Annotated in this window: 18 protein-coding genes; 10 read left to right on the forward strand and 8 right to left on the reverse strand. The window is 72.3% G+C overall.

What is annotated here, in order from left to right:
• Nucleotide 1 precedes the first annotated feature (1 nt).
• Nucleotides 2-559 carry a sigma-70 family RNA polymerase sigma factor gene (locus tag ACFW22_RS16565; protein ID WP_386404234.1) on the reverse strand — a complete coding sequence of 186 codons (558 nt, stop codon included), beginning with the start codon at nucleotides 557-559 and terminating at the stop codon, nucleotides 2-4.
• 260 nt (nucleotides 560-819) lie between these two features.
• Between ACFW22_RS16565 and ACFW22_RS16570 the strand changes: the two genes are divergently transcribed.
• Nucleotides 820-2,031, forward strand: coding sequence for a CapA family protein (locus ACFW22_RS16570; protein ID WP_386404237.1), 1,212 nt, complete (start codon nucleotides 820-822; stop codon nucleotides 2,029-2,031).
• A 205-nt stretch (nucleotides 2,032-2,236) separates the two neighbouring features.
• Nucleotides 2,237-3,091 carry a polysaccharide deacetylase family protein gene (locus ACFW22_RS16575; protein WP_386404240.1) on the forward strand — a complete coding sequence of 285 codons (855 nt, stop codon included), beginning with the start codon at nucleotides 2,237-2,239 and terminating at the stop codon, nucleotides 3,089-3,091.
• Nucleotides 3,092-3,227: 136 nt separating this feature from the next.
• Here ACFW22_RS16575 and ligA read toward each other — a convergent pair whose 3' ends face one another.
• Together ligA and ACFW22_RS16585 are read right to left on the reverse strand one after the other, a co-directional pair.
• Nucleotides 3,228-5,270, reverse strand: a complete 2,043-nt coding sequence (gene ligA, locus ACFW22_RS16580) for an NAD-dependent DNA ligase LigA (protein ID WP_386404243.1) — start codon at nucleotides 5,268-5,270, stop codon at nucleotides 3,228-3,230.
• 481 nt (nucleotides 5,271-5,751) lie between these two features.
• Nucleotides 5,752-6,414, reverse strand: a complete 663-nt coding sequence (locus ACFW22_RS16585; protein WP_386404246.1) for a class F sortase — start codon at nucleotides 6,412-6,414, stop codon at nucleotides 5,752-5,754.
• Between the two features lie 392 nt (nucleotides 6,415-6,806).
• On the opposite strand from ACFW22_RS16585, the gene ACFW22_RS16590 reads away from it, so the two are divergent.
• Nucleotides 6,807-7,292, forward strand: a complete 486-nt coding sequence (locus ACFW22_RS16590; protein ID WP_386404249.1) for a hypothetical protein — start codon at nucleotides 6,807-6,809, stop codon at nucleotides 7,290-7,292.
• A 94-nt stretch (nucleotides 7,293-7,386) separates the two neighbouring features.
• Here ACFW22_RS16590 and ACFW22_RS16595 read toward each other — a convergent pair whose 3' ends face one another.
• The 3 genes from ACFW22_RS16595 to ACFW22_RS16605 form a co-directional block, all read right to left on the reverse strand.
• The gene (locus ACFW22_RS16595) at nucleotides 7,387-7,944 is read right to left on the reverse strand and encodes a hypothetical protein (RefSeq protein WP_386404252.1); all 558 of its coding nucleotides are present in this window, start codon (nucleotides 7,942-7,944) and stop codon (nucleotides 7,387-7,389) included.
• 161 nt (nucleotides 7,945-8,105) lie between these two features.
• Nucleotides 8,106-8,870, reverse strand: coding sequence for a hypothetical protein (locus ACFW22_RS16600; RefSeq protein ID WP_386404255.1), 765 nt, complete (start codon nucleotides 8,868-8,870; stop codon nucleotides 8,106-8,108).
• A 64-nt stretch (nucleotides 8,871-8,934) separates the two neighbouring features.
• Nucleotides 8,935-9,648, reverse strand: coding sequence for a hypothetical protein (locus ACFW22_RS16605; RefSeq protein ID WP_386404258.1), 714 nt, complete (start codon nucleotides 9,646-9,648; stop codon nucleotides 8,935-8,937).
• A gap of 545 nt (nucleotides 9,649-10,193) precedes the next feature.
• On the opposite strand from ACFW22_RS16605, the gene ACFW22_RS16610 reads away from it, so the two are divergent.
• The gene (locus tag ACFW22_RS16610; RefSeq protein ID WP_386404261.1) at nucleotides 10,194-11,006 is read left to right on the forward strand and encodes an SAM-dependent methyltransferase; all 813 of its coding nucleotides are present in this window, start codon (nucleotides 10,194-10,196) and stop codon (nucleotides 11,004-11,006) included.
• Complete coding sequence (locus ACFW22_RS16615; protein WP_386404264.1) at nucleotides 11,003-13,168, forward strand: putative bifunctional diguanylate cyclase/phosphodiesterase; 2,166 nt, start codon at nucleotides 11,003-11,005, stop codon at nucleotides 13,166-13,168. The genes ACFW22_RS16610 and ACFW22_RS16615 overlap by 4 nt, the downstream gene beginning before the upstream one ends.
• 34 nt (nucleotides 13,169-13,202) lie before the next feature.
• Here ACFW22_RS16615 and ACFW22_RS16620 read toward each other — a convergent pair whose 3' ends face one another.
• Nucleotides 13,203-14,126 (reverse strand): LysR family transcriptional regulator, encoded by a 924-nt coding sequence (locus tag ACFW22_RS16620; protein WP_384873763.1) that lies wholly within the window; start codon nucleotides 14,124-14,126, stop codon nucleotides 13,203-13,205.
• A gap of 96 nt (nucleotides 14,127-14,222) precedes the next feature.
• Between ACFW22_RS16620 and ACFW22_RS16625 the strand changes: the two genes are divergently transcribed.
• From ACFW22_RS16625 to ACFW22_RS16635, 3 genes are read left to right on the forward strand one after another with little or no spacing between them, the layout of a single operon-like run.
• Nucleotides 14,223-14,948, forward strand: a complete 726-nt coding sequence (locus ACFW22_RS16625; RefSeq protein ID WP_386404268.1) for a succinate dehydrogenase — start codon at nucleotides 14,223-14,225, stop codon at nucleotides 14,946-14,948.
• A 2-nt stretch (nucleotides 14,949-14,950) separates the two neighbouring features.
• The gene (locus tag ACFW22_RS16630; protein WP_386404400.1) at nucleotides 14,951-16,897 is read left to right on the forward strand and encodes a fumarate reductase/succinate dehydrogenase flavoprotein subunit; all 1,947 of its coding nucleotides are present in this window, start codon (nucleotides 14,951-14,953) and stop codon (nucleotides 16,895-16,897) included.
• Complete coding sequence (locus tag ACFW22_RS16635; RefSeq protein WP_386404271.1) at nucleotides 16,894-17,640, forward strand: succinate dehydrogenase/fumarate reductase iron-sulfur subunit; 747 nt, start codon at nucleotides 16,894-16,896, stop codon at nucleotides 17,638-17,640. The genes ACFW22_RS16630 and ACFW22_RS16635 overlap by 4 nt, the downstream gene beginning before the upstream one ends.
• Nucleotides 17,641-17,686: 46 nt before the next feature.
• On the opposite strand, the gene ACFW22_RS16640 is transcribed toward ACFW22_RS16635, so the two are convergent.
• Nucleotides 17,687-20,038 carry an ATP-binding cassette domain-containing protein gene (locus ACFW22_RS16640; RefSeq protein WP_386404274.1) on the reverse strand — a complete coding sequence of 784 codons (2,352 nt, stop codon included), beginning with the start codon at nucleotides 20,036-20,038 and terminating at the stop codon, nucleotides 17,687-17,689.
• A gap of 542 nt (nucleotides 20,039-20,580) precedes the next feature.
• Between ACFW22_RS16640 and ACFW22_RS16645 the strand changes: the two genes are divergently transcribed.
• The gene (locus tag ACFW22_RS16645; protein ID WP_386404277.1) at nucleotides 20,581-20,784 is read left to right on the forward strand and encodes a DUF6229 family protein; all 204 of its coding nucleotides are present in this window, start codon (nucleotides 20,581-20,583) and stop codon (nucleotides 20,782-20,784) included.
• Nucleotides 20,785-20,954: 170 nt separating this feature from the next.
• Nucleotides 20,955-23,821 (forward strand): type 2 lanthipeptide synthetase LanM family protein (locus ACFW22_RS16650; RefSeq protein ID WP_386404280.1); only part of this gene is annotated, 2,867 nt, incomplete at its 3' end.

Genomic DNA, 23,821 nt, shown 5'->3' on the forward strand with positions numbered 1-23,821 from the left:
GTCATTGTGCGGCCCCGGCGCGGGACCGGGCAATGACGCCGTGACGCGGGCGGTAGCCGGGCAGGGAACGGCCGAGTTGCCGCAGCGCGTAGTACGAGCGGGACTTGACGGTCCCGGCGGGTATGCCGAGCTCGTCGGCGGCCTCGTTCACGGTGAGGCCGCGGAAGTAGATCCGGACGAGCACCGCCCGGTGTTCGGGGCTGAGCTCCCGTACGGCCGCCCGTACGTCGAGTGCGGCCTCGGCCGAGGCGGTGGAGTCGGCCGGATCGGGAGTCACGGCGAGGACGCCGTCGCCGATCTCGGCGGGGCGGGCGAGCCGTGAGCGGCGGGCGTCGATGGCGAGGCGGCGCGCCACGGTGAAGAGCCAGGGGCGCATCGAGGCGTAGGGCCCGGCGAAGGCTTCGGGGTGGAGCCAGGCCCGCACCAGGGTCTCCTGGGCGAGGTCCTCGGCCCGCTGTCGGTCCCCGTAGGTCAAGCCGAGCAAGAACGAGAGCAGCGCGGGGCCGTGGTCCCGCTGCAGTTCTTCCAGGGTCCGCTCGTCGGTCGTCGCCGTCGTCATGCTTCCCGCCTCTCCTGCGGCTCGTCGTCCGGGCCGTATCGGAACGCATCCGCACCGCGGGGGACAGGGAACGGACACCGGTCTGCGACGAACGGTCGCACCGAGCGACGAGCGGTACGGCGAGCGGTCAGGCGGAGTCGATGCGTCCGTTTCGGCGTGGTTCATTGCCCGGTGCGGCCTTGACCCTTGACTGCGGCTTTTCTGGACGGTCAATTCATCAGAACAGATGTTCATCACATGAATAGGGCGGAGTGCCGTACATGACCTCACGCACCAGATCGCCGGGGACGGTGGCGCTCGCCGCGCTCCTGCTCGCGGCCGCGACCGCTTGCGCCGGTGGGAGCGGTCCGGCCGCCGATGCCACCGCGGCGGGTGTCGGGGACGCGCGGACCGGGAGCCCCGCCGTCCCGTCCGCCGCGCCCGGCGGGGCATCGGCCCCCACCGGGTTCACCCTCGTCGCCTCCGGGGACGTCCTCCCGCACGACTCGATCATCCGGCGTGCGGCCGAGGACGCGCGCGGCACCGGATACGACTTCGGCCCCATGCTGTCCGGTGCGAGGCCCGTCGTCTCCCACGCGGACCTCGCCCTCTGCCACATGGAGACCGTGTACGGGAAGGAGGGCGGCCCCTACACCGGCTACCCCTCCTTCGCCTCGCCCCCCGAAGTCGCCGCCGCGCTCAAGGCCACCGGGTACGACGCCTGCTCCACCGCCTCCAACCACACCCTCGACAGCGGGGCGGCGGGTCTACGGCGCACCCTCGACGCCCTGGACCGGGTCGGGATCCGGCACGCGGGCTCCGCCCGGACCGCGGAGGAGGCGGCCCGCACCACCCTGCTCACGGCGGGTGGTGCCACCGTCGCCCAACTCGCCTACACCTACGGCACCAACGGCCGCCCGCTGCCCGAGGGGCAGCCCTGGGCGGTCGCCCTGCTCGACGAGGGCACGGTGATCGCCGATGCGCGCGCCGCCCGTGAGGCCGGTGCCGACGTGGTCGTGGTCAGCGTCCACTGGGGCACCGAATGGCAGACCGAACCCGACCGGAGGCAGCTCTCCCTCGCCCGGGCGCTGACCGCCTCGCAGAGCGACGGACGCCCGGACATCGACTTGATCATCGGCACCCACGCCCATGTTCCGCAGGCGTACGAGAAGGTCAACGGGACCTGGGTGGTCTACGGGATGGGCGACCAGATCGCCGGTGACATGATCAACCACGAGGGCGCCCACGACCCGCGCGGCAACCAGAGCAGCATCGGCCGCTTCACCTTCGCTCCGCCCCGGACCCCCGGGGGACGTTGGGAAGTCACCAGGGCGGAGTTCCTGCCCCAATGGTTCGACACGGTGAGCGGTCGCGTGGTGAACCTCGGTGCTGCGGACGGCGCGGACGCGCACCGGATCGCGATCCGCGACGCGATCCGACGGGCCGTACTCAGCCGGGGCGCGGACAGGGACGGCTTGGTGATGGGGAAGTAGGACGGGGCCGGGCGACCGCGCCGTCCGCGCGGGGGAGACGGCCCGTCGGCATCCTTCCGGTGGGGCGGGCGGCGGACCGGGCTCCGGGTGCGCGCCGTCGACCGGCTCGCTCCGGTCCGCACGGCTGTCGGCCCATCGGGTGTTTTCGGGCGGGCGGCCGGTGTCGATGAGGGGGAGGAGCCCCCATCCGTACGAACCATTGGTCATGAAAAAGGACCAGATGAATGGTGGGCGCCGGACGGTGCTGCGACTCGCCGCCGCCCTCGGAGCCACTGCCACCGTGGGAGTCCTCTCCGCGGACCGGTTCGCGCCCGCACCCGAACCCCGAAGCGCACCCGGAGGCGGCAGCGCGCGCCCGGCCGCGGGGCCGCAGGCGCGGGCCGCCCGGCTCCGCCCGTCCGCCTACCGCCTGCAACCGATGACCTCCTCTGCGCCCCCGCCCCTGCGGCGCGCGGTACCGCCGGTGCGTCGGAGGCCCTTCCTCAGCATGTCCGGAGTCGGCCGCTCGATGGTGTTGACCTTCGACGACGGACCCGATCCCCGCTACACCCCCGCCATCCTGGAGACCCTGCGCCGCTACGACTGCCGGGCGATGTTCTTCGTCTGCGGCGAGATGGCCGTGGAGAACCAGGACCTGTTGCGGGAGATGGCCGCGGACGGCCATGTCGTCGGCAACCACTCCTGGTCCCATCCCCTGATCCCCAAGCTGCGGCCCTCCCGGATCCGCGACGAGCTCGGCTCCACCAGCGAGGTCATCGAACGGACCCTGGGCGCCGCCCCGCTCTGGTACCGCGCGCCCTACGGGGCCTGGAACCGGCACTCCTTCGAGATCGGCGCCGAACTCGGCATGGAGCCGCTCGCCTGGACCGTCGACACCCTGGACTGGAAAGAACCCGGTACCGACACCGTCGTCCGACGGGTCCTCGACGGCGCCGCGCCCGGTGTCGTCGTCCTCTCCCACGACGCCGGCGGAAACCGGTCCCAGAGCGTGGCCGCGCTCCGCCGCTATCTGCCCCGACTCCTCGACGACGGATACCAGATCACGGTCCCGCGGCGCTGAACTCCCGGATGCGGCGAGGGCCCGGCACCTCCTCGGTGCCGGGCCCCGTCATCGACCCCGTCGTCCACCGGGCACCGGGCGTGGCCGTACGCGGGGTGCGCCCCCGCGCCCCGGTGGGCAGGGGCGGTGCGACCGGCTAGGCGGTGGGGAGGAGGTCGGCGAGGAGGTCGGCGAACTCCTCGGGGCCGAGGATGCGGATGTCGAGTTCTTCGGCCTTGGTGCGCTTGGAGCCGGCCTTTTCGCCCGCGACCAGCAGAGTGGTGCGCTTGGACACGGACGACGAGGCCTTTCCGCCGGCCCGCTCGATGAGCTCGTTCATCTCGTTCCGGGTCAGCGCCGCCAGGGGGCCGGTCATGGAGCCGGTGACCACGACGGCCTGTCCGGCCAGCGGGCCGCCGGTCGCCAAGGCCTCGCCGGCTTCTCCGTCGGTCGGGGGCCCCTGCGGCTCGGTGACCTGGATGCCGACCCCTTGGGCCCGGAGCTTGTCGAGGAGCGGGGCGAGTTCGGCGAGTTCTGCCGCGATGACGCGGGCCTTCTCGGTGCCGATGCCGTCGACCCCGGCCAGCGCGTCGGCACCGGCAGCCCGGATCGCGGCCATCGACCCGAAGTGCGCGGCGATTCGACGGGACATCGTGCGCCCGGTGCCGCGGACGCCGAGGGCGCAGAACACGCGGTTCAACGCGGCCCCGCGGGCGGTCTCGATCGCGGCGAGGAGGTTGCCGGCGCTGGTCTCGCCCATGCGCTCCAGGCCGAGGAGCTGCTCGCGGGTCAGCGTGAACAGGTCGGCGACGTCGTGGACGAGGCCCGCCTCCACCAACTGGATCGCGCGCGTGCCGCCGAGGCCCTCGATGTCGAGCTGGTCCCGCCCGGCGGCATAGATCACCGAGGCCACGGCCTGACAACTGCGGCCGCGCACACACCGCCACCGCTGCTCGGAGGAGTCGATCGCATCCCCGCAGCGGGGGCACGCCTCGGGGAAGACGATCGGGACCTCGGCGCCGGTGCGCTGGTCGACCAGAGGTGCCTCGACCCGGGGGATCACGTCACCGGCCCGGTAGACGAAGACCTGGTCGCCGATCATGAGCCCGCGACGGGTGATGTCGGACGGATTGTGCAGCGTGGCGTAGGTGACCGTCACCCCGTCGATGACCACGGGCTCCAGAACGGCGCGCGGGGCGATGATCCCGGTCCGGCCGACGTTCCACTCCACCGCCAGCAGACGCGTCACCTTGTGCTCGGCCGCCAGTTTCCGGGCCACCGCCCACCTCGGGGCGCGCGAGCCGTTGCCGGCCTCCCGCTGGTCCTCGGCCGAGTCGGCCTTGACGACGACGCCGTCGATCCCGAACGGCAGCTCTGCGCGCAGCCCGGCGATCAGGGCGATGCGTTGCTGCACCTGCTCCACGGTCTCGCATCGCACCGGGGCGGCAGCCGTGCTGACGGCCGTGTTCGCGCCGAGCACGGCCAACCGCTCCAGCAGGGCGACGTGGTCCAAGCCGTCCAGGCCGATCGCGTCGTAGGCGAAGAACGTCAGCTCGATCCGGTAGGACCGGTCCTTGGCCCGCAGGGTGCCGGCCGCCCCGCTGCGCGGGTGCGCGAAGGGCGTGGCCTCGTGGGCGAGCCTGATCCGGTTGGCCTCCTCGAACTGGGCGGTCGTCAGCAGCACCTCGCCGCGCACCTCGACGTCGATCGACTGGGTGAGGACCGGCGGCAGCCCGAGGACGGCGTCGGCGGCGTGGGTGATGTCCTCACCGGCCAGACCGTCGCCGCGGGTGAGGACCTGCACGAGCCGGCCGCCTCGGTAGCGGGCGGCCACCGCGAGGCCGTCGAGCTTCGGCTCCACACACCACCCCGCGACAGGGTGCCCCAGGCGCCGCTCCAGCCCCGCGGCCCACTCGGTGAGTTCGTCGGCGTCGAAGACGTTGTCGAGGGAGAGCATCGGCACCGAGTGCGGCACGTCCCCCTGCACGGCCCCGCCCGCCACCTTCCCCGTCGGCGACTCGGCCAGCACCTCGTCCGGGTGGGTCTCCTCGTAGGCCGCGATGGCGCGCAACAGTCCGTCGTACTCGTCGTCACCAAGCGGGGTGGTCCCGTCGCCGTAGTACGCGGCCGATGCCGCCACGGCGGTCGTCACGGCCTCCGCATAGGCGTCAGAGGAGTTCAGGGCACGGTTTTCGGTCATGAACGTCATCATGCTGCCCGCCACTGACAATGCCGCCCGCTCTTCGTCGGTGGGAGGACCGACGCCCGGCCCACGGCTACGGTTAGGTGCTGCCCCGGCCTACCGGACCCGGCTTGCCCAGGGCGTGCGCAGGCCTGCCCATGGGCGGCGAAGCTTGCCCGACGGTCGGGGCACCGGCTCAGGAGCGTGCCCGCAGCGGGTCGCTCGACGGCCCACCGTTTCGGCAGCGGAGCGGAACCCCTGCTCCGGGGGGTGTGGTTGACGACCTCCAGGTCGATGCCTCCGGGCCCGGTGACGCCGCCCCGGGTCACGGACAACAAAGGGCGAAGCCATGCCGGACCCGAAGGCCGGAGGCCCCGTTGCGGAGCCGTGAAGACGCCAACGGGGCGGTACGTCTCCAGCCGGCCGGGTGCCGGGCAGGGCGCTTCGAGAGGCCATCGAGCACGGTGGCGGTGGCACCGAACCCCACCGGGCAGTGCGCCTAGCGCGAACCGACCATGCGCGCGTACACGACGACGTTCCCGTCGTAGCCGCGCGCACGGGTGTAGCCGCCGCCGCAGGTGATCACCCGCAGCTCCGGCTCCCCGTTGTCGGCGTAGACCTGGACGCCGGGGAAGTCGTCCTTCGCGTAGACCTCGACGCCGTAGATCTCGAAGACCGCGATCCGGCCGTCGTACCGCTCGACCTCGATGTGCTGTCCCTTCTCCAGGGCGCCGAGCCCGTAGAAGACCGCGGGGCCCTTGGCGTTGTCGACGTGGCCGACGATGACGGAGGTGCCGCGCTGGCCCGGCGCGATGCCGTTCTGGTACCAGCCGGCCAGGTTGGGGTCCTGTGGCGGCGGGGCCGCGACCCAGCCGTTCTCGTCCAGGCCCACGTCCATGATGGGGGCCGCGACGCGGATCGCCGGGATCTTGATCCGGGAGGCAGGGGCGAAGGGCAGCGGTTCGAGGCCGGTGCTGGCGGCGGGGGGCGGTGGGGTGACGGGACGGGCCGCCGGCCGTGCGGCTGCCGCGGGCTGCGGCGGTCCCGCGGCGACGTCCACTCCGTTGCGCATCATCGCAAGCCCCGACAGCATGGCGAGGGCCAGGACGCCCCAGGGTTGGCGTCTCCTGCGAGGGAAGACGCGGAAGTCCTTCGGGGGCATGGTTCTCCCTTCTCGGCGTCGTCAGAACGGTAAGGGCGGTCCCGCCGGTCGTCGCGCCGGACGGCGCGAACGGGTGGGGGCGCAGCCGGACGGGTGGCCCCGGCCGCTCGTGCGAAGGGCGTCCGGTGACGGGCGGGGGCGGTGCCCGTGAAAGGCAGCCGGGTGACAGGGGGGCTGACCCATCCGAGTAATCGTCAGATAAGCAGGTCGGGCGGTCGTGACCTGCGCTTCCACTGTCCCGGAGGCCCCCATCCCGGGCGTGTCGCCTCACCGGGGTGGACCAGCGTCGAGGTGCACGGCTTGCTCCCCCTTGTGATGGTTCGTCATGGAAGGCGTACTCGTCGAATCTCCCGGAGCACCGCTTTGGGGCGTCTTCCACTGGAGGTTCAACCATGCGTGCTGCACGCACTCTGGCGGTGACCGCCACCGCACTCGCGGCGGTCGGGCTGGCGGCCCCCCTCGCCGTCGCCACCAACGGGCCGACCAACGTCACCGTCAACCCGTCCGCCGTCCATCCGGGATCGACCCTCACGATCACCGTCAGGGGGTGCGGCCACGGTGGCACGGTCACGTCGAACGCCTTCCCGGAGACCAACCTCTCGGTCAACTCGAACGGGCTCTCCAGCGCCGTCGCCCGGGTCCACGACAACGCCACTCCGGGCAACTACAACCTCGCCGTCAAGTGCAGTGACAACTCGGCCGTCGCCACCCGCCCCTTCCGGGTCCTCCCGGGGCGCGGCGCGCAGGGCGGTCTCGGTGGCTCGCTGACCCCCAGCTCCACCGAGATGGCCGTCGGCGGAAGCCTCGTCGCCGCGGCGGCCCTCGGCGGCGGGCTCTTCGTCATCCGCCGCCGTCGCACGACCGGCGCGGGGGCCTGACCGGTCGAACCTCCCGGTCTGCCCGCCGTGCCCGTCGCCCCCGAGTTCCTGTGGGAACCCGGGGGCGACGGGCATCCGGGTGTGGGAACCCCTCTCAGTGGCGCCGACCGGCGCCGGAGCGACGGCGGACCGCGTAGACGGTGCCGGTGGCCGCGGCCAGCACCAGGGCGCCTCCGACGGCCAGTTCCAGCGGTTCGACCCCGCCCATCGAGCCGCCGAGACCGCCCTGCACCCCGCGCGGGGCCGTCAAGGTCGTGGCGTTGATGGTCGGGGTGGCACTGGACGAGCCGCTGATCGTCAGGGCGACGGTGTCCTGCGCGCCGCCGGTGCAATGGAAGAGCACCGTGTACACGGCGCCGCGCTTGGCGTCCGCGTCCACGGTCGCGGTCACCGCGGAGCCCGGTGCGATGGTGGTGGTGTCGAAGATGCCGGCCGAGGCCGTCGCCGTACTGGCGCAGCCGGGGGCGCTCAGCGTCACCCGGCCGCCCGGGGCGACGACCGCGGGCGACACGACGAAATCGCCCGGTGCCTTGGCCCTGGGTGCCTGCGGGGCGGCTGCGGGAGCACCGTCCGCCGCGAGGGCTTCGGGGGCGGCCAGGGCGAGGGCAGCCGCCCCCAACAGGGCAGTGGATGCGACACGTATCGCGCGCATGGTGAATCCTCCGGGTCCCGAGGGGCAGTCACGGAAGGGGTCCCGTGGAGGGCCGCGCACCTCGTTGCCCGAAACGCTAGGAGCGCACTACCACAGGCGCGATCCCAGGCGTGCGAATGGGGCACCACTGTCCCTCGAACGGCCCACGCATGCGTGTCGGCTCACGGCGTGACCTGCGGGAAGAGGTCGGTGAACGGCGCGGCGGTGGCCGCGATCCCCCGGTCGAACGGTGCGTCGAAGTCCCAGATGAGGAAGAGCAGGAAGGCGATCAGCACGCTGAAGAGTCCGGCGAGCAGCAGTTCCCGCCCGGTCCTGCGGATCTGCAGGGTGAAGATCAGGCCGACCGTCACCAGGGCTCCGACGATCAGCCCGAACCAGACCACCCCCGGCATCGTCGCGCCCGCGCTCTGCCCACGGGCCCCCCGTGCGTCGTCGGCGGCGGCCACCAGGTCCACCAGCGGTTGGTAGGCCTGCCCCTCGAAGTCGTTGGCCGGTTGGTAGTCGGTGACGCTCCGTCGCACCCGCTCCAGGAGCGCCGTGCCCTCGTCGCTGAGTTCTCCCTTCTCGGCCATGTACGCCCACTCGTCGCGGATCACATAGGCCACGTACGCGTCGACGTCGGCGCGGATCCGGGTGCGGACCTCCTGCGGGTACACCTCCACGCGCGCCGAGATCTCGTGCATCGCCTGGGCCTCCTGGCGCACCGTCTCCTGGGCGGCTCCACGGGCCTCCCAGACGCCGGCGATGGCGAGGCCGAGGACGATCGCGTAGATCACGCCGATCATCATCGTCATGTACTCGATGACGTCCGGGGTCTCGCTGGGGTCGTCGTCCTCGGGGATGCGGCGGTTGTTGATGACGACGATGGTGAGCACGACGGCGCAGGCAGCGGCCATCGCGACGGACAGGACGAGCCATTCGGACATGAGTTCCTCCGGCAGGGGGCGACGGGGCGACGGGTGGACGGGGTCGGGCGCGACGGGACTCCGGTCACTTGGACCGGACCCGCAGGATCGCCGTGGCGAGCACGGCGGGGGCGGTGATCATCAGCGTCGTGGTGACGACGGAGGTGCCGCCCTTCGGTCGGTCGTGCGTGGTGCGCCGGTAGTGGGGCAGTGCCACGGGTTCGGGGGCCGGCGGCGAGGGGCGCACGGTGGGCGTGGGGGAGGGCGGGGGCGCGGCTGCGGGTTTCGGCGGCGTCGGGGTCGGAGCTGCCGGGGTCGGAGGTGTCGGGGAGGGCCGCTCCGGAAGGGGGGCGGGGCGGGTGGACGGCGGCTTCGGGGCGGCCCTCGGGGGGAGGGGTTTCGGCGAGGGCGGGGCGGGCGGTTCCGGTTTCGGTGAGGGCGCCGGGGGCGGGGAGGGCGCGGGCGCTTCGGTCGGCGGGGGCGTGGGGGAGGGCGGGGGCGTCGGCTCGGGCGGGGGCGTCGGTGGGTGGCAGGGCTTCGGGTGGGGGTGGTGGTCGTGCCCCTTGCCCTTCCCCTTGCCGTGGTGGTCGTGGCCCTTGCCCTCGGCGTGGCCCCTTCCGCCCCCGTTGTCGTTCTCGTCGTGGTGGCCGCCGGCGACCGCCACCGCAACGAGCCGACCGGCGGAGTCGGTGGAGGCACGGGCGCAGGCATCGGCGCTGGCGGGCACGGGGGCGGCGAGCAGCCACACCAGTCCGAGGGCGGCCAGGGGGCGGGCGAGGAGTGATCCGTACAGAGACACGCGGTCGAGCTTGATCACCCGGGCGGAGCGCCGGGGCGGATTCGGTCCTGATTCGCCAGATGGAGGGGATCTCCGGATGTGTGGACTTGACGGTTCACCGCGTGTCACGGGCGGATGCGGTGCAATGCCCGGGTATTGCCGACCGCGGTGTCCCGGGACGGATGGCCGATCCGGCTTGTTCCGGCCTCTCGGAGCGGAACTGTCCGGTTGTCGCCCTGTCGGGCGAGGTGACCGACAGGGCATCCTGCACCGGCGTCCGGGTCCAAGGGTCGGCAACGATCGAGGTGCGAGCAGGACCTGAGGCCCCGACGGAGAAGGTCCGGGGCGGGCGCCAGAACCGATGCACGGTCAGATGCACGTGAATGTGCACGGCCCGAAGGCGCGATTCCTGCGTTCCAGGAGCACGTGCCAATGGCGTGTGACTAAGAACGGATCGCGAATTTCCGTTTCTACTCGCTCTCCTGGCGAGCGATCAGTAGCCTCACCTCGAACACCGGCCGCGAACACATGGCCGCATCCCCCGTGGCGACTTGTTGGAGACATTGATGGAGCGTCCCGCCTGGGCTCCGCCCGGTATCGACATCTCGGTGCCGAGCGTGTCCCGTATGTACGACTTCTATCTGGGCGGCTCGCACAATTTCGAAGTGGACCGGGAAGCGGCGCGCAAGGCCATGGAGTTCATGCCGGGCCTGCCCAAGGTCATGCAGGCGAACCGTGCCTTCATGCGGCGGGCCGTTCGCCACGCGGTCGACAACGGCATCACCCAGTTCCTCGACATCGGCTCGGGCATACCCACCTTCGGCAATGTGCACGAGGTGGCCAGGGCGGCCGATCCCACCGCCCGGGTGGTCTACGTCGACCACGACCCGGTTGCGGTGGCCCACAGCCGCGCCGTCCTGGAGGGCGATGACGAAGCCACCGTCATCGCCGCCGACCTGCGCAAGCCGGCCGACATCCTGTACAGCCCCGAGGTGACCCGGCTCCTCGACCTGGACCGGCCCGTGGCGCTGCTGCTGGTCGCCGTTCTCCACTTCCTGGAGGACCACGACCGGCCGTACGAGGCCGTTGCCGAACTGGTTGCCGCCCTGGCGCCCGGCAGCCTCGTGATCCTCACCCACGCCTCCTACGAAGGCATTCCGCTCTCGGAGGAGCAGGCCGGCGGCACCGTCGGGGTGTACCGCAACATCCGCAACCCCCTGGTGATGCGGTCGGGCGAGGAGGTCACCCGCTTCTTCGAGGGCACCGAACTCGTCGAGCCCGGCCTGGTCCCGATGCCCCACTGGCGACCGGACGGTCCGGTCGAGGAGGAGGATCCCTATGCCTTCTCCGGGTTCGCAGGGGTGGGGCGCAAGGCGTGAGGGTCCCGTCACAGCCGTCCGGCGCGGATGCCCCGGTCGACGATCCGGAGGACAGGCTCAGGCGGTTCGCCACCATCTGGAGCCGCGCGATCTTCCCGGTGACCGCCACGTCGCTGACCCGTGCCGAGTTCGAGGGGCACCTGCTGCCGCTGGCCCGCACCCTGAGCGACGCCCTGCACGCCCGCCCCTTCGACACGGCACCCGCCCAGCGCACCGGGGCCGCCCTCGTCGAGGGCCACTGCACCGACCCGGACGCGCTGGGCCGCAGCCTCGGCGTCGTCGACTCGTACCTGGTGCTCTACTGCGGTGCGGAGTCGGACATGCCCACCGAGGAACTGCGCGCCCGCTGCGCCCGGCTCCAGCACGCCATGGCCGTGGGGTACGCCCAGGCCCTGCGCGAGCGGACCCGTGCCGAGCAAGAGGCGATCGCCCGTTCCGCGCTCGCGGCCCGCAGCGCTGCCGAGATCGCCCTGCACGCCACCGAGAGCCGGTTCCGGGCCGTCTTCGACGGTGCGGCGATCGGCATCGGCATCGCCGACCTGGACGGAAACGTCCTGGAGGTGAACGAGACCCTCACCAGCATGTTCGGCGGGATGGAGGGGCAGGTGCGCAGCCGGAACGTCAGCGAGTGGGTCCACCCGGAGGACGGGCCGCACGTCTGGAAGCTGTACGAGGAACTGGTCCGGGGCGACCGCGACCACTACCGCGTCGAGAAGCCCTACTACCGGGGTGACGGAACGGTTCTGTGGACCAATCTCACCGTTTCGCTCCTCCGGGACGCCGACGGGAACCCGCAGTACCAGTTGGCCCTCATGGAGGACACCACCGAACGGCGGCTGCTCCATCTGCGCCTGCGGTACGAGGCCACCCACGACGCGCTCACCGGACTGCCCAACCGGACGCTGTTCTTCGAGCGCCTGGAGAAGGCGCTCGCCCCCGGGGACCACACCCGCTTCGGGCTCTGCTACCTCGACCTCGACGGCTTCAAGGTCATCAATGACAGCCTCGGCCACTCCACCGGGGACCGGCTCCTCGTCGAGGTCGCCGATCGGCTGCAGGGGTGCGTCACCGGAGCGGGCGAGATGGTGGCCCGGCTCGGCGGCGACGAGTTCGTCGCCCTCACCACCGGCTCCCGCGGCGAGCGGGACGTCGTCGAACTCGCGGACCGCATCCTCGCGGCCCTCGCGACCCCCCTGCGCATCGAGGGTCGCGAACTCAGCGTGCGCGGCAGCGTCGGAGTGGTCGAAGGACCAGCCGGGGAGCGGACCCCGGCGGAGGTGTTGAGGAGCGCCGACATCACCATGTACCGGGCCAAGTCGGCGGGCGGCAACCGCTTCGAACTCGCCGATCCCGAGGCCGATGCCCGCGCCATCACCCGGCACGGGCTCACCACGGCCCTGCCGGCCGCCCTGGAGCGCGGCGAGTTCTTCATCGAGTACCAGCCGCTCGTCCACCTCGGCGACGGCAGCGTGCACGGCGCGGAGGCGCTCGTGCGGTGGTGCCACCCGCAGCACGGGGTGCTCGGTCCGGACCGCTTCATCCCGCTCGCCGAGGACACCGGCCTCATCGTGCCGCTCGGCCGCTGGGTGCTCCAGGAGGCCGTCCGGCAGGCCCGTTTCTGGCAGACCCGGCACTCCGACGGCGGTCCGCTGCGGATCAACGTCAACCTGTCGCCGACGCAGCTGCACCACCCGCGCCTGGTCGCCGACACCGTCGACGTCCTGGAACGGTCCGGGCTCGAACCGGGCGCACTCTGCCTGGAGGTCACCGAGTCGGCCCTGATCGGCGCCGACGAGGACCTGCTGAAGCCGCTGCGCCAACTCGCCGAAATGGGCGTGGACATCGCCCTCGACGACTTCGGCACCGGTTATTCGAACCTGGCCAACCTGCGCCGGCTGCCGGTCAGCGTCCTGAAGCTCGACCGCTCCTTCACCCAAGGCATGCAACAGCATCCGGTGGACCCGGTCGACCTCAAGATCGTGGAGGGCATCGTCTCGCTCGCCCACAGCCTGGAACTCGCCGTCACCGTCGAAGGGGTGGAGACCGGGGCGCAGGCGCGCCAGTTGCGCGACCTCGGTTGTGACACCGCCCAGGGCTGGTACTACGCCCGCCCGGGCGCACCGGACCGCATCCACTCGCTGGTGCTCGCGGACGCGGTCTGAGCCCTGCCCGGGGCGCCTCCTCCCCGGGCCGACCTCACCCTTCCGCGGCGATCACCGACTCCGGGGTGCCCTCACCGCCACGACGGGAGGCCATGAGCAGCCTCTGGAGCTCCCGGGCCGCCCGTGGCGGGGCCACGTCGCTGCGATGGGCCAGTGCGATGGTGCGGCGCAGGCCCGGGCGGGCGAGGGCCGTCACCCGCAGGTCGCGGCCGGCGCGCGCGGCGACCATGGCCGGGACGACCGCGAGCCCCAGGCCGGCCCGTACGAAGCCGAGCACCGCGTCCAGCTCTCCGCCCTCGACGGTGAACGAGGGCTCGAAACCCTCCGCCCGGCAAGCCGCCACGGTCAGTTCCCGCAGGTCGTAGCCGTGCCGGAACATCACGAGCGGTTGGTCCCGCAGGTCCTTGATCCGCACGGGGCGGCGCGGGGGCGGCGAGGAGGCGGCCGAGACCACCACGAGGTCCTCCCGGAGCAGCTCGACCGTCGTCAGGGCGGGGGAGGGCGACGGCAACGGGAGGACGACCAGGGCCAGGTCGAGGGCTCCGCGCGCCAGCTCCCGCACGAGATCGTGCGAGCCCCCCTCCTCGATCAGGAGCTCGATGCCCGGATGCAGGTCGTGGAAGGTCCGCAGCACGTCCGGCAGGAGCCCCGTGCACAGGCTCGGGGTCGCACCGAGCCGCACCCGGCCGCGCTTGAGCCGGGCCAGCTCCTGCACCTCCAGGCGGGCCGTCTCCGTGTCGGCGAGGATCCTGCGCGCGAGCGGCAGGAGGGCCTCGCCCGCGTCGGTGAGGGTGATGTTTCCCCGGGCCCGGCTGAAGAGCTCCGCACCCAACTCCTGCTCCAAGGCCTTGATCTGCTGGGAGAGCGAAGGCTGTGAGACGTGGACGCGCTCGGCGGCCCTGGTGAAGTGCCGGGTCTCGGCCACGGCGACGAAGTAGAGGAGCTGCTGGAACTGCATGGTCCCAGCCTAAGGGACATGAATAGGTTCATCCTATCGAGATGAGCCGGACCATGTCTTGGACCTCTTGGGTCCTTCGGCCCTAGCGTCGAAGGCATGGCTCTGGCACCCCTGAGGGACCGGGCGGCGGGACGCCCGCCGTCCCCCACACCGTCACGCGGATTCCTGTCATCGACCCTCGGCAAGAAGACGGTCATGGCGGTGAGCGGGCTGATCATGCTCGGCTACCTCGTCGCCCATGTCGCCGGGAACCTCAAGGTCTTCTTCGGTCCCGAGGAGTTCAACTCCTACGCCCACTGGCTGCGCGTCATGGGCGCCCCCGTCCTCCACCACGAGTGGGCCCTCTGGCTGGTCCGGATCGTCCTCCTCGCCGCCGTCGTCGCCCACGCCGTCTCCGCGTACCAGCTCAGCCGGCGCGACCTGAAGGCCCGCCCCACCGCGTACGTCCACCGCCGCAAGCGCTCCTCGTACGCCACCCGCACCATGCGCTGGGGCGGGATCGTCCTCGCCCTCTTCATCGTCTGGCACGTCCTCGACCTGACCACCGGCACCGTCCACAGCGGTGGCTTCGAGGAGGGCAAGCCCTACCAGAACGTCGTCGACACCTTCTCCACCTGGTACGGCAACGCCGTCTACCTCGTCGCCATGCTCGCCGTCGGCCTCCACGTCCGCCACGGCTTCTGGAGCGCAGCCCAGACCCTGGGCGTCGGCAACGCCCGCCGTGACCGCCTGCTCAAGGCCACGGCCAACACCCTGGCGCTCGTCCTGACCGCCGGTTTCGTCTCCGTACCCGTGGCCGTCATGACCGGAGTGGTGAGTTGACCGTGAACTACCTCGACTACGCGACCGGCGAGCCCGTCGCCGATGCCAAGGCCCCCGCCGGCCCGATCGCCGAACGGTGGGACGCCCGACGCTTCCGGGCCCGGCTGGTCAACCCGGCCAACCGGCGCAAGCACCGCATCATCGTCGTCGGCACCGGCCTGGCCGGCGGCTCCGCCGGCGCCACCCTCGCCGAACAGGGCTACCACGTCGTCCAGTTCTGCTACCAGGACTCCCCGCGCCGGGCCCATTCCATCGCCGCCCAAGGCGGCATCAACGCCGCCAAGAACTACCGCAACGACGGCGACTCCGTGCACCGCCTCTTCTACGACACCGTCAAGGGCGGTGACTTCCGGGCCCGCGAATCCAACGTCCACCGCCTGGCCCAGATCTCCGTCGAGATCATCGACCAGTGCGTCGCCCAGGGAGTCCCCTTCGCCCGTGAATACGGGGGCCTCCTCGACACCCGCTCCTTCGGAGGCGTCCAGGTCTCCCGCACCTTCTACGCCCGCGGACAGACCGGCCAGCAACTCCTCCTCGGCGCCTACCAGGCGCTGTCCCGGCAGATCGCCGCAGGCAACGTCGAGATGCACCCCCGCACGGAGATGCTCGACCTGATCGTCGTCGACGGGCGGGCCCGGGGAATCGTCGCCCGCGACCTGGTCACCGGAAAGATCAGCACCCACTACGCGGACGCCGTCGTCCTCGCCACCGGTGGGTACGGCAACGTCTTCTACCTGTCGACCAACGCGATGAACTCCAACGCCACCGCCGTCTGGCGGGCCCACCGGCGCGGTGCGTACTTCGCCAACCCCTGCTTCACCCAGATCCACCCCACCTGCATCCCGCGCACCGGAGACCACCAGTCCAAGCTGACGCTGATGAGCGAGTCGCTGCGCAACGACGGACGCATCTGGGTACCCAAGGCCCGCGGCGACCGGAGGGCGCCGGCCGACATCCCCGAGGACGAGCGCGACTACTACCTGGAGCGGATCTACCCCTCCTTCGGCAACCTCGTCCCCCGCGACATCGCCTCCCGCGCCGCGAAGAACGTCTGTGACGAGGGCAGGGGCGTCGGACCCGGCGGGCAGGGCGTCTACCTCGACTTCGCCGACGCCGTCCGCCGGATGGGCCGGGCGAAGGTCGAGGAGAAGTACGGCAACCTCTTCGACATGTACGAGCGGATCACCGCCGAGAACCCGTACGAGGTCCCGATGCGGATCTACCCCGCCGTCCACTACACGATGGGCGGACTCTGGGTCGACTACGACCTCCAGACCACCGTCCCCGGCCTGTTCGCGATCGGAGAGGCCAACTTCTCCGACCACGGCGCCAACCGGCTCGGTGCCTCCGCCCTCATGCAGGGCCTCGCCGACGGCTACTTCGTCCTGCCCGCCACCATCAACGACTACCTGGCCGGCCACCCGCAGGCCGAACCCGTCACCGACGAGCATCCCGCCGTGCGCGAGGTCCTCGCCGAGACCGAGGACCGGCTCAACCTCCTCCTCGCCGTCGACGGCGACCGCACCCCCGACTCCTTCCACCGCGAACTCGGCGCGCTCATGTGGGAGCACTGCGGCATGGCCCGCACGGACGAGGGCCTCCGCAAGGCCCTGCGCCGCATCCCCGAGATCCGTGAGGAGTTCTGGAAGCGCATCAAGGTCCCCGGGACGGGCGAGGAGTTCAACCAGTCGCTGGAGAAGGCCAACCGGATCGTCGACTACCTGGAGCTCGCCGAACTGATGTGCCTCGACGCCCTCCACCGCGCCGAGTCCTGCGGCGGTCACTTCCGCGAGGAATCCCAGACGGCGGACGGCGAAGCCGCCCGGCGCGACGAGGAGTTCGCCTACGCGGCCGCCTGGGAGTTCACCGCCCCCGACCGCGCCCCCGTCCTCCACCGGGAGGACCTCGCCTTCGAATACGTCCACCCCACCCAGCGGAGCTACGCATGAGGCTCACCCTGCGCGTCTGGCGCCAGCAGCACGCCACCGCCCCCGGCGCCATGTCCACCTACGACGTGGACGGCGTCTCCGCCGACATGTCCTTCCTGGAGATGCTCGACACCCTCAACGAGGACCTGATCCTGCGCGGCGAGGACCCCGTCGCCTTCGACCACGACTGCCGCGAGGGAATCTGCGGCGCGTGCAGCCTCGTCATCAACGGCGATGCGCACGGGCCGGAGCGCACCACCACCTGCCAACTCCACATGCGGTCCTTCCGCGACGGCGACACCATCGACGTCGAACCCTGGCGGGCGTCCGCCTTCCCCGTCGTCAAGGACCTGGTGGTCGACCGCTCCGCCTTCGACCGCGTCATCCAGGCCGGCGGCTACGTCACGGCCCCGACGGGTTCCGCCCCCGAGGCCCACGCCACCCCGGTGCCCAAGGCCGACGCGGACTCCGCGTTCGAGCACGCGGAGTGCATCGGCTGCGGCGCGTGCGTGGCGGCCTGCCCCAACGGCTCGGCGATGCTCTTCACCTCCGCCAAGGTCAACCACCTGAACGTCCTGCCCCAGGGATCCCCGGAACGCGAGACCCGGGTCCTCGACATGGTGGCCCAGATGGACGCGGAGGGATTCGGCGGCTGCACCCTCACCGGGGAGTGCGCCACCGCCTGCCCCAAGGGCATCCCGCTCCCGTCGATCGCGGCGATGAACCGGGAGTGGCTGCGGGCGCGGAGGAAGGCGAAGGGGTAGGGGACGCCGTTCTCCCGTGCGCCCCACCGGTCCGGAGCGGTTCGGGTCAGCCGCCCAGCGCCCTGGCCAGGTAGGGGGCCGTCCGGCTCTCCGGTGACGCGGCCACGTCGGCGGGCGGCCCGGCGGCGACCACCCGGCCGCCCTGCTCACCGCCCCCGGGGCCGAGGTCGATCACCCAGTCTGCGGTGGCGACGACGTCCATGTCGTGCTCGACGACGATCACCGAGTGCCCGGCGTCCACGAGACCGTGCAGTTGCCGCATCAGGACCTCCACATCGGCCGGATGCAGCCCGGTCGTGGGTTCGTCCAGGACGTAGAGGGCGGGCGAGCGGTGCGGGCGCTGGAGCTCGGCGGCGAGCTTGATGCGCTGCGCCTCGCCGCCGGAGAGCTCGGTGGCGGGTTGCCCCAGCCGCAGGTAGCCGAGTCCGACGTCCATGAGGGCGCGCAGGCTCCGGGCCGCGGCGGGATGGTCCTCGAAGAAGGCGGCGGCGGACTCGACGGTCAGGTCGAGCACGTCGGCGACGGAGAGGCCGCGCAGTCGCACCCGGAGGGTTTCCGGGTTGTAGCGGGCGCCGTGGCAGTCGGGGCAGGGGGCGTACGTGCGGGGGAGGAAGAGGAGCTCCACCGACACGAAGCCCTCGCCCTGGCAGGTCTCGCAACGCCCCCCGGGCACGTTGAAGGAGAAGCGACCCGCCTTGTAGCCGCGCGCCGCGGACTCCTCGGTTCCCGCGAAGAGTTTCCGCACCACGTCGAAGAGCCCCGTGTACGTGGCCAGATTGGACCGCGGAGTTCGACCGATCGGCCGCTGGTCCACGGCCACCAGGCGTCCTGCGCCCGCCACTTCCTCGGTCAGCGCCTCCACCAGGGTGGACTTGCCGGATCCCGAGACGCCCGTGACGGCAGTGAGGACGCCGAGCGGGAAGGCCGCGTCGACGGCCCGCAGGTTGTGCCGGGTGACCGGCCCGGGGCGCAACCAGTCCACCGGTTCCCGCACCGACCGTGCGGGCGCGGGCGCCCGGTCGAACAGGAACCGTCGGGTCGCCGACGCCTCGACACCGGCCAAGTCCTCCGGCGGACCGCTGTGCAGCACCTGTCCACCGTGCACGCCGGCACGCGGGCCGACGTCCACGAGCCAGTCCGCGTGCCGTACGACGTCGAGGTGGTGCTCGACGACGAAGACCGAGTTCCCGGCGTCCTTGAGCCGGTCGAGCACCACGAGCAGCGCCTCGGTGTCGGCCGGGTGCAGTCCGGCGGAGGGCTCGTCGAGGACGTACACGACGCCGAAGAGTCCGGAGCGCAGCTGGGTGGCGAGCCGCAGCCGCTGGAGCTCCCCGTTGGAGAGGGTGGGGGTGGCGCGGTCCAGGCTCAGGTAACCGAGACCGAGTTCGGCGACCGTGTCGATCCGGGCGACGAGGTCCGCGATGAGCACGCGCGCCGTCTCCGAGCCGTCCGTCGTCGCCGCGGTGGCGAGGAGGCCGGACAGCGCGGTCAGCGGCAGCGCGGCGAGCTCGGCCACGTTCCGACCGGCGAAGGTGACCGCGAGCGCCTCCGGCCGCAGGCGGGAACCACCGCAGACCGGGCAGGGCGCACTCATGAGGAAGCGTTCCGCCTTCGCGCGCAGGGCGGGGCTCTTCGAATCGGAGAAGGTGCGCAGCACATGGCGGCGTGCACTCGTGTACGTGCCCTGGTAGGGGCGTTGGATGCGTTGTGCGTCCCGCACCGGGTGCACCGTGACGACCGGTTGCTCGTCCGTGAAGAGGATCCACTCCCGCTCCTCGGCGTCGAGCTCCCGCCAGGGCCGGTCGACGTCGTGGCCGAGGGCGTCGAGCACGTCCCGCAGGTTCTTGCCCTGCCAGGCGCCCGGCCAGGCCGCGATCGCACCCTGGCGGATCGACAGCGCCGGGTCGGGCACCAGGAGTTCCTCGCTCGTCTCGTGGACCAGCCCGAGCCCGTGGCACGAGGGGCAGGCACCCGCGGCCGTGTTGGGGGAGAAGGCGTCCGAGTCCAGGAGCGCGGCGCCCTCCGGATAGCGGCCGGCCCGCGAGAACAGCATCCGCAGCGAGTTGGACAGCGTCGTGACCGTGCCGACGGAGGAGCGGGCGTTCGGCGAGGACCTGCGCTGCTCCAGCGAAACGGCCGGCGGCAGTCCGGTGATCTCACCGACCGCGGGCGCCCCCACCTGGTGGATCAGCCGCCGGGCGTACGGGGCCACCGACTCGAAGTAGCGTCGCTGTGCCTCGGCGTAGATCGTCCCGAACGCCAGCGACGACTTGCCGGAACCGGAGACCCCGGTGAACGCGACGAGGGCGTCGCGGGGGATGTCGACGTCAACCCCCGCGAGGTTGTGCTCGCGGGCGCCTCGGACGCGGACGTACGGATCGTGGGGGCTGTCGTGCATGGGAGGACACTATCCAATGGTCCGCTTTTGCCCGGGTCGGCGCCGTGCCGGGCGCGGAGCCCGACCGCCCGGAGCCGGGGGCGCGGTCCGAGGAGCGGGCTGCCCGGTGCTGCCACCCGTACGGTGACGTCCGACCGCAACGGACCGGCGCCCGCCCGTGCCCCTCGCCCGGGGCCGCGAGACGGGCCGGTGCCCCGGTGGACTCCGCAGAGCGGTGTGGAGCGTTCGCACGGCGGACGACGAATGGCCAATTGCAGGGGGTTCGCACCACTTGACGGGCACGGGAACCGTCCGAGGGCGTCGCCCGGGCGGACGTGTCCGATCGGGACGGACGGGGGCGGGGAACTGCCTGCGACCTCGGCTCACGCCCCCGTGCGGCAAGCGGTCGCCGGGCGGCGATCCGCACCGCAGTAGCCCTCGGACGAATGTCGAAGAATTCGAACTCCTCTTTGGGGATTGGCCGGTTCTGGCAGATCCGGATGAATGACGTCCGGTGGATTCTGTAGCTCCGCACATCGCCGTCGATTCGTAGGAGGAACCACATGCCCGTCATGTCCGCCACCCGTACCGACGAGATCGTTGCTGCCTGGCTCCAGGGCGCCGAGACGGCCTTCGGCACCGACAACCCGGCCGGCCCGCTCTACGTGGGCGGCGCCGCCGGAGAGGCCGCGCTGACCGACGCCACCGAGGCGCTGTTCACCGGATGCAGCAGCTGCACCGGTTCGCTGCACAGCTACTGCTGCTGACGAGCCGTCACACGGCACCACACGTGACATCCGGGGAACCCCCAAGGGTTCCCCGGCCCGCGAAGCGGCCCCGGCGCCCACGGGACGCCGCCCGGCGGCGGGGGCCCGTGAAAACGGGGCACCGCCCCCCGACCACATCACGCGTACCGGCAGTCAGGAGAGGAACCAGCATGGTGGAACCGGTGGCGGCGGACCGCCCGGCAGACGAACCGCCGCCCGAGGGGTGGTTCGCCGCGCCGGTGGCGGCCTTCGCGGGGCCGCTGTTCGCGGAGCTGGACGAGCGGGTGCCGGAGCTCTCCGGGCTGGCTGCCGACGAGCGAACGGTCCTGCGCGAGGCGACGCGCGAGGCGCTCGGCCGCACGCTGCAACTCCGGCTGAACCGGGTGCTCCTGCTGGAGTTGAGGGCCGCCTCCCTGGCCGGCGAACTGTCCGGCGCGGACCCGGTCGCCCGCTGGGACGCCTTCCTCCGCCGCGCCTCCGCCCCCGAGCACACCGAGACCCTGCACCAGCGGTACCCGGCGCTGCGCGGACGGGCCTTCGCCTCCGGGCGCCTCCTGATTGCGGGCACCCTGGAACTGGGCAGGCGGCTGGTCGCGGACCGGGAGGCCCTCGCCGGCCTGCTCGGCGAGGATCCGGGACCCTTGCGCGCCCTGGAGCTCGCCCGCGGGGACACCCACCACGGTGGACGGGCGGTGGCCCGGGTGCTCTTCGAGGCGGGCAGCGTCATGTACAAGCCCAGGCCGGTGGAGGTGGACGCCGCGCTGCGCGCCTTCGTCGCGGCCGTCCCCGGCGCCGAGGACCTGGGCGTGCCGAGGGCATTGGTCCGGGACGGCTACGGCTGGGCCGAGCACCTCGGGCACCACTACTGCCGGGACGAGGCGGAGCTCGCCCGCTTCTACCGCGCGCTGGGCGGATGGCTGGCCGTGATGCGGCTCCTCGGCGGGACCGACCTGCACGCCGAGAACCTGGTGGCCCACGGTCCGGTGCCCGCCGTGGTCGATGCCGAGGCCCTGTTCACGCCCGACGTCGAGGTTCCGCCGAGCGGACGCGGCGACGCCGTCGACCGGGCGGCCCGGGCGATCCGCAACACCGTGCTGCGCACCGGCATCCTGCCGCTCCGCACCGACGGCTACGCCCTCGCCGGAGTGGACCTCTCGGCCGCGGGCGGCCTGCCCGGCCAGCAGCCGCAGATCCGCGTCCCGGTCATCGTGGACGGGGGGCGGGACACCGCCCGCATGGAGGTCGGCGTGGTGGACCTGCCGCCGGCCCGCAACCATCCCAGCCCCGAGCCGGTGCTGATCCGACACTGGGACCAGGTGCTGACCGGCTTCGACGGGCTCACCGGGGCACTGGCGAAGCTCGACGCGGACGGTGAGCTCGACTCCCTGATGAGGCTGTTCGACGGGTGTCAGGTCCGTAGGATCCGCCGGCCCACGCAGGCCTACACGGACATCGGTCGGATGCTCTGGCACCCGGCTTCGCTGCACGATCCCGAAGCCGCCTTGGCGCGGGCCCGGGACATCCTCCACCGCAACGCCCTCGCCGCTCCCGGGGCTCCCGGCGATCCCACGGTGATCGACAGGGAGGTCGCGGACCTGTTGATCGGCGACGTCCCCGTGTTCGGCGAGCGGGTGGACGGAGGGCGGTTGGCCGCCTTCCTGACCGGGTGGCGGCGGGCTGACCTCACCCGTGAGCGGGACACCATCCGCAGCGCCCTGGTCGGCGCCTATCTGAACGAGCGCCAGCTCCCCGACCGGACGAGGACGCCCGTGCGCTCGCCGAACGCCGAGGACCTGGACCGGCGCCGCCGGGTGCTGGCCGCCTCGGCCGCCGGGACGATCTGTGCGGCGGCCGTACGCGGTACCGACGCCACCACGACCTGGATCAGCCCGGTTCTCACGGACTACGGCTGGGCGGTCCGCCCGCTCGGTGCCGACCTCTACACCGGCCAGGGCGGCGTCGCCCTCGCCCTCGCGGAGTACGCGGGGGAACAGCGTGCGGGGCGGGCCGATCCGGTGGCCGACGTCGAGTCCGTACTGACCGGCACCCTGGAGGTGTTGGCCGCCACCGAGGACGCCACTTCGACCCGTCAGCTCGGGGGATTCACCGGACTCGCCTCGCAGGTGTGGACCTGGGCGGCACTGCACCGGGTCCTCGGCACGGCCGGACTGCTCGACCGGGCCCGTGCCCGGGCCGCGTTGTTGACCCCCGAGCTCATCGCCGAGGACCGGGCACTCGACGTGCTCGGCGGTGCGGCCGGCGTGGTCGTCCCCCTGCTCGACCTGGCCGGGCTCACCGGTCAGGAGAAGTGGAAGGACGTCGCCGCCGAGGCCGGACGGAGGCTGGAGCGGACCGCGATCGTCGACGACCGCGGAGCACGGTGGTCCACGGTGATGTTCCCGGAGGGCATCGGCGGCTTCGCCCACGGCGCCACCGGCGCCGGCTGGGCGCTCGCCCGACTGGCCCTCTCCGCCGCCGGGAGCGCGGCCGACCGCCGCCGCTGGTACGAACTGGCTTCCCTGGCCCATGACTTCGAGGAATCCCTCTACTCTCCCGGAGAACGGGCCTGGCTCGACGCACGACTCGGAGGAGAGGTCGAGCACCCCACCGCCTGGTGCCACGGGAGCACCGGCATCGGTCTGGCCGCCGTCGACCTGTACGGACGCACCGGAGACCCCCGTCACCTGGACACGGCGCTCCGCTCGGGTCCCGCGGGCCTGCGCGAGGGCTTCGGCTGGAGCCACACCCTCTGCCACGGCGACCTCGGGCTCTGGGAGCTCCTCCACCACCTGCGCGGTCTGGAGGGGTACGAGGGGCCGTCCGCCGCGGAGGCCGACGCGGAGCTGCTCACCGGCATCGAAGAACGCGGTCCGGTCGGCGGCCTGGCCAAGGAGGCCTTCGCCCCGGGACTGCTCCCGGGGATGGCCGGGGTGGTCCACCACCTCCTCCGGATGCACCCGGACGCCCGGCTGAGCTCTCCGCTCCTCCTGGGCCTCCCGCCGGAAACGCAGCGGGCGCCCGAGGAGCCGGCCGTGTG

The organism is Streptomyces sp. NPDC058872 (assembly GCF_042743065.1).
Lineage (GTDB): Bacteria > Actinomycetota > Actinomycetes > Streptomycetales > Streptomycetaceae > Streptomyces.

Bases quoted from the DNA above. Each gene is read 5' to 3' on its own strand.
- ACFW22_RS16565 (WP_386404234.1), bottom strand. From the start codon at position 559: ATGACGACGGCGACGACCGACGAGCGGACCCTGGAAGAACTGCAGCGG.
- ACFW22_RS16570 (WP_386404237.1), top strand. From the start codon at position 820: ATGACCTCACGCACCAGATCGCCGGGGACGGTGGCGCTCGCCGCGCTC.
- ACFW22_RS16575 (WP_386404240.1), top strand. From the start codon at position 2,237: ATGAAAAAGGACCAGATGAATGGTGGGCGCCGGACGGTGCTGCGACTC.
- ligA (WP_386404243.1), bottom strand. From the start codon at position 5,270: ATGACCGAAAACCGTGCCCTGAACTCCTCTGACGCCTATGCGGAGGCC.
- ACFW22_RS16585 (WP_386404246.1), bottom strand. From the start codon at position 6,414: ATGCCCCCGAAGGACTTCCGCGTCTTCCCTCGCAGGAGACGCCAACCC.
- ACFW22_RS16590 (WP_386404249.1), top strand. From the start codon at position 6,807: ATGCGTGCTGCACGCACTCTGGCGGTGACCGCCACCGCACTCGCGGCG.
- ACFW22_RS16595 (WP_386404252.1), bottom strand. From the start codon at position 7,944: ATGCGCGCGATACGTGTCGCATCCACTGCCCTGTTGGGGGCGGCTGCC.
- ACFW22_RS16600 (WP_386404255.1), bottom strand. From the start codon at position 8,870: ATGTCCGAATGGCTCGTCCTGTCCGTCGCGATGGCCGCTGCCTGCGCC.
- ACFW22_RS16610 (WP_386404261.1), top strand. From the start codon at position 10,194: ATGGAGCGTCCCGCCTGGGCTCCGCCCGGTATCGACATCTCGGTGCCG.
- ACFW22_RS16620 (WP_384873763.1), bottom strand. From the start codon at position 14,126: ATGCAGTTCCAGCAGCTCCTCTACTTCGTCGCCGTGGCCGAGACCCGG.
- ACFW22_RS16625 (WP_386404268.1), top strand. From the start codon at position 14,223: ATGGCTCTGGCACCCCTGAGGGACCGGGCGGCGGGACGCCCGCCGTCC.
- ACFW22_RS16635 (WP_386404271.1), top strand. From the start codon at position 16,894: ATGAGGCTCACCCTGCGCGTCTGGCGCCAGCAGCACGCCACCGCCCCC.
- ACFW22_RS16640 (WP_386404274.1), bottom strand. From the start codon at position 20,038: ATGCACGACAGCCCCCACGATCCGTACGTCCGCGTCCGAGGCGCCCGC.
- ACFW22_RS16645 (WP_386404277.1), top strand. From the start codon at position 20,581: ATGCCCGTCATGTCCGCCACCCGTACCGACGAGATCGTTGCTGCCTGG.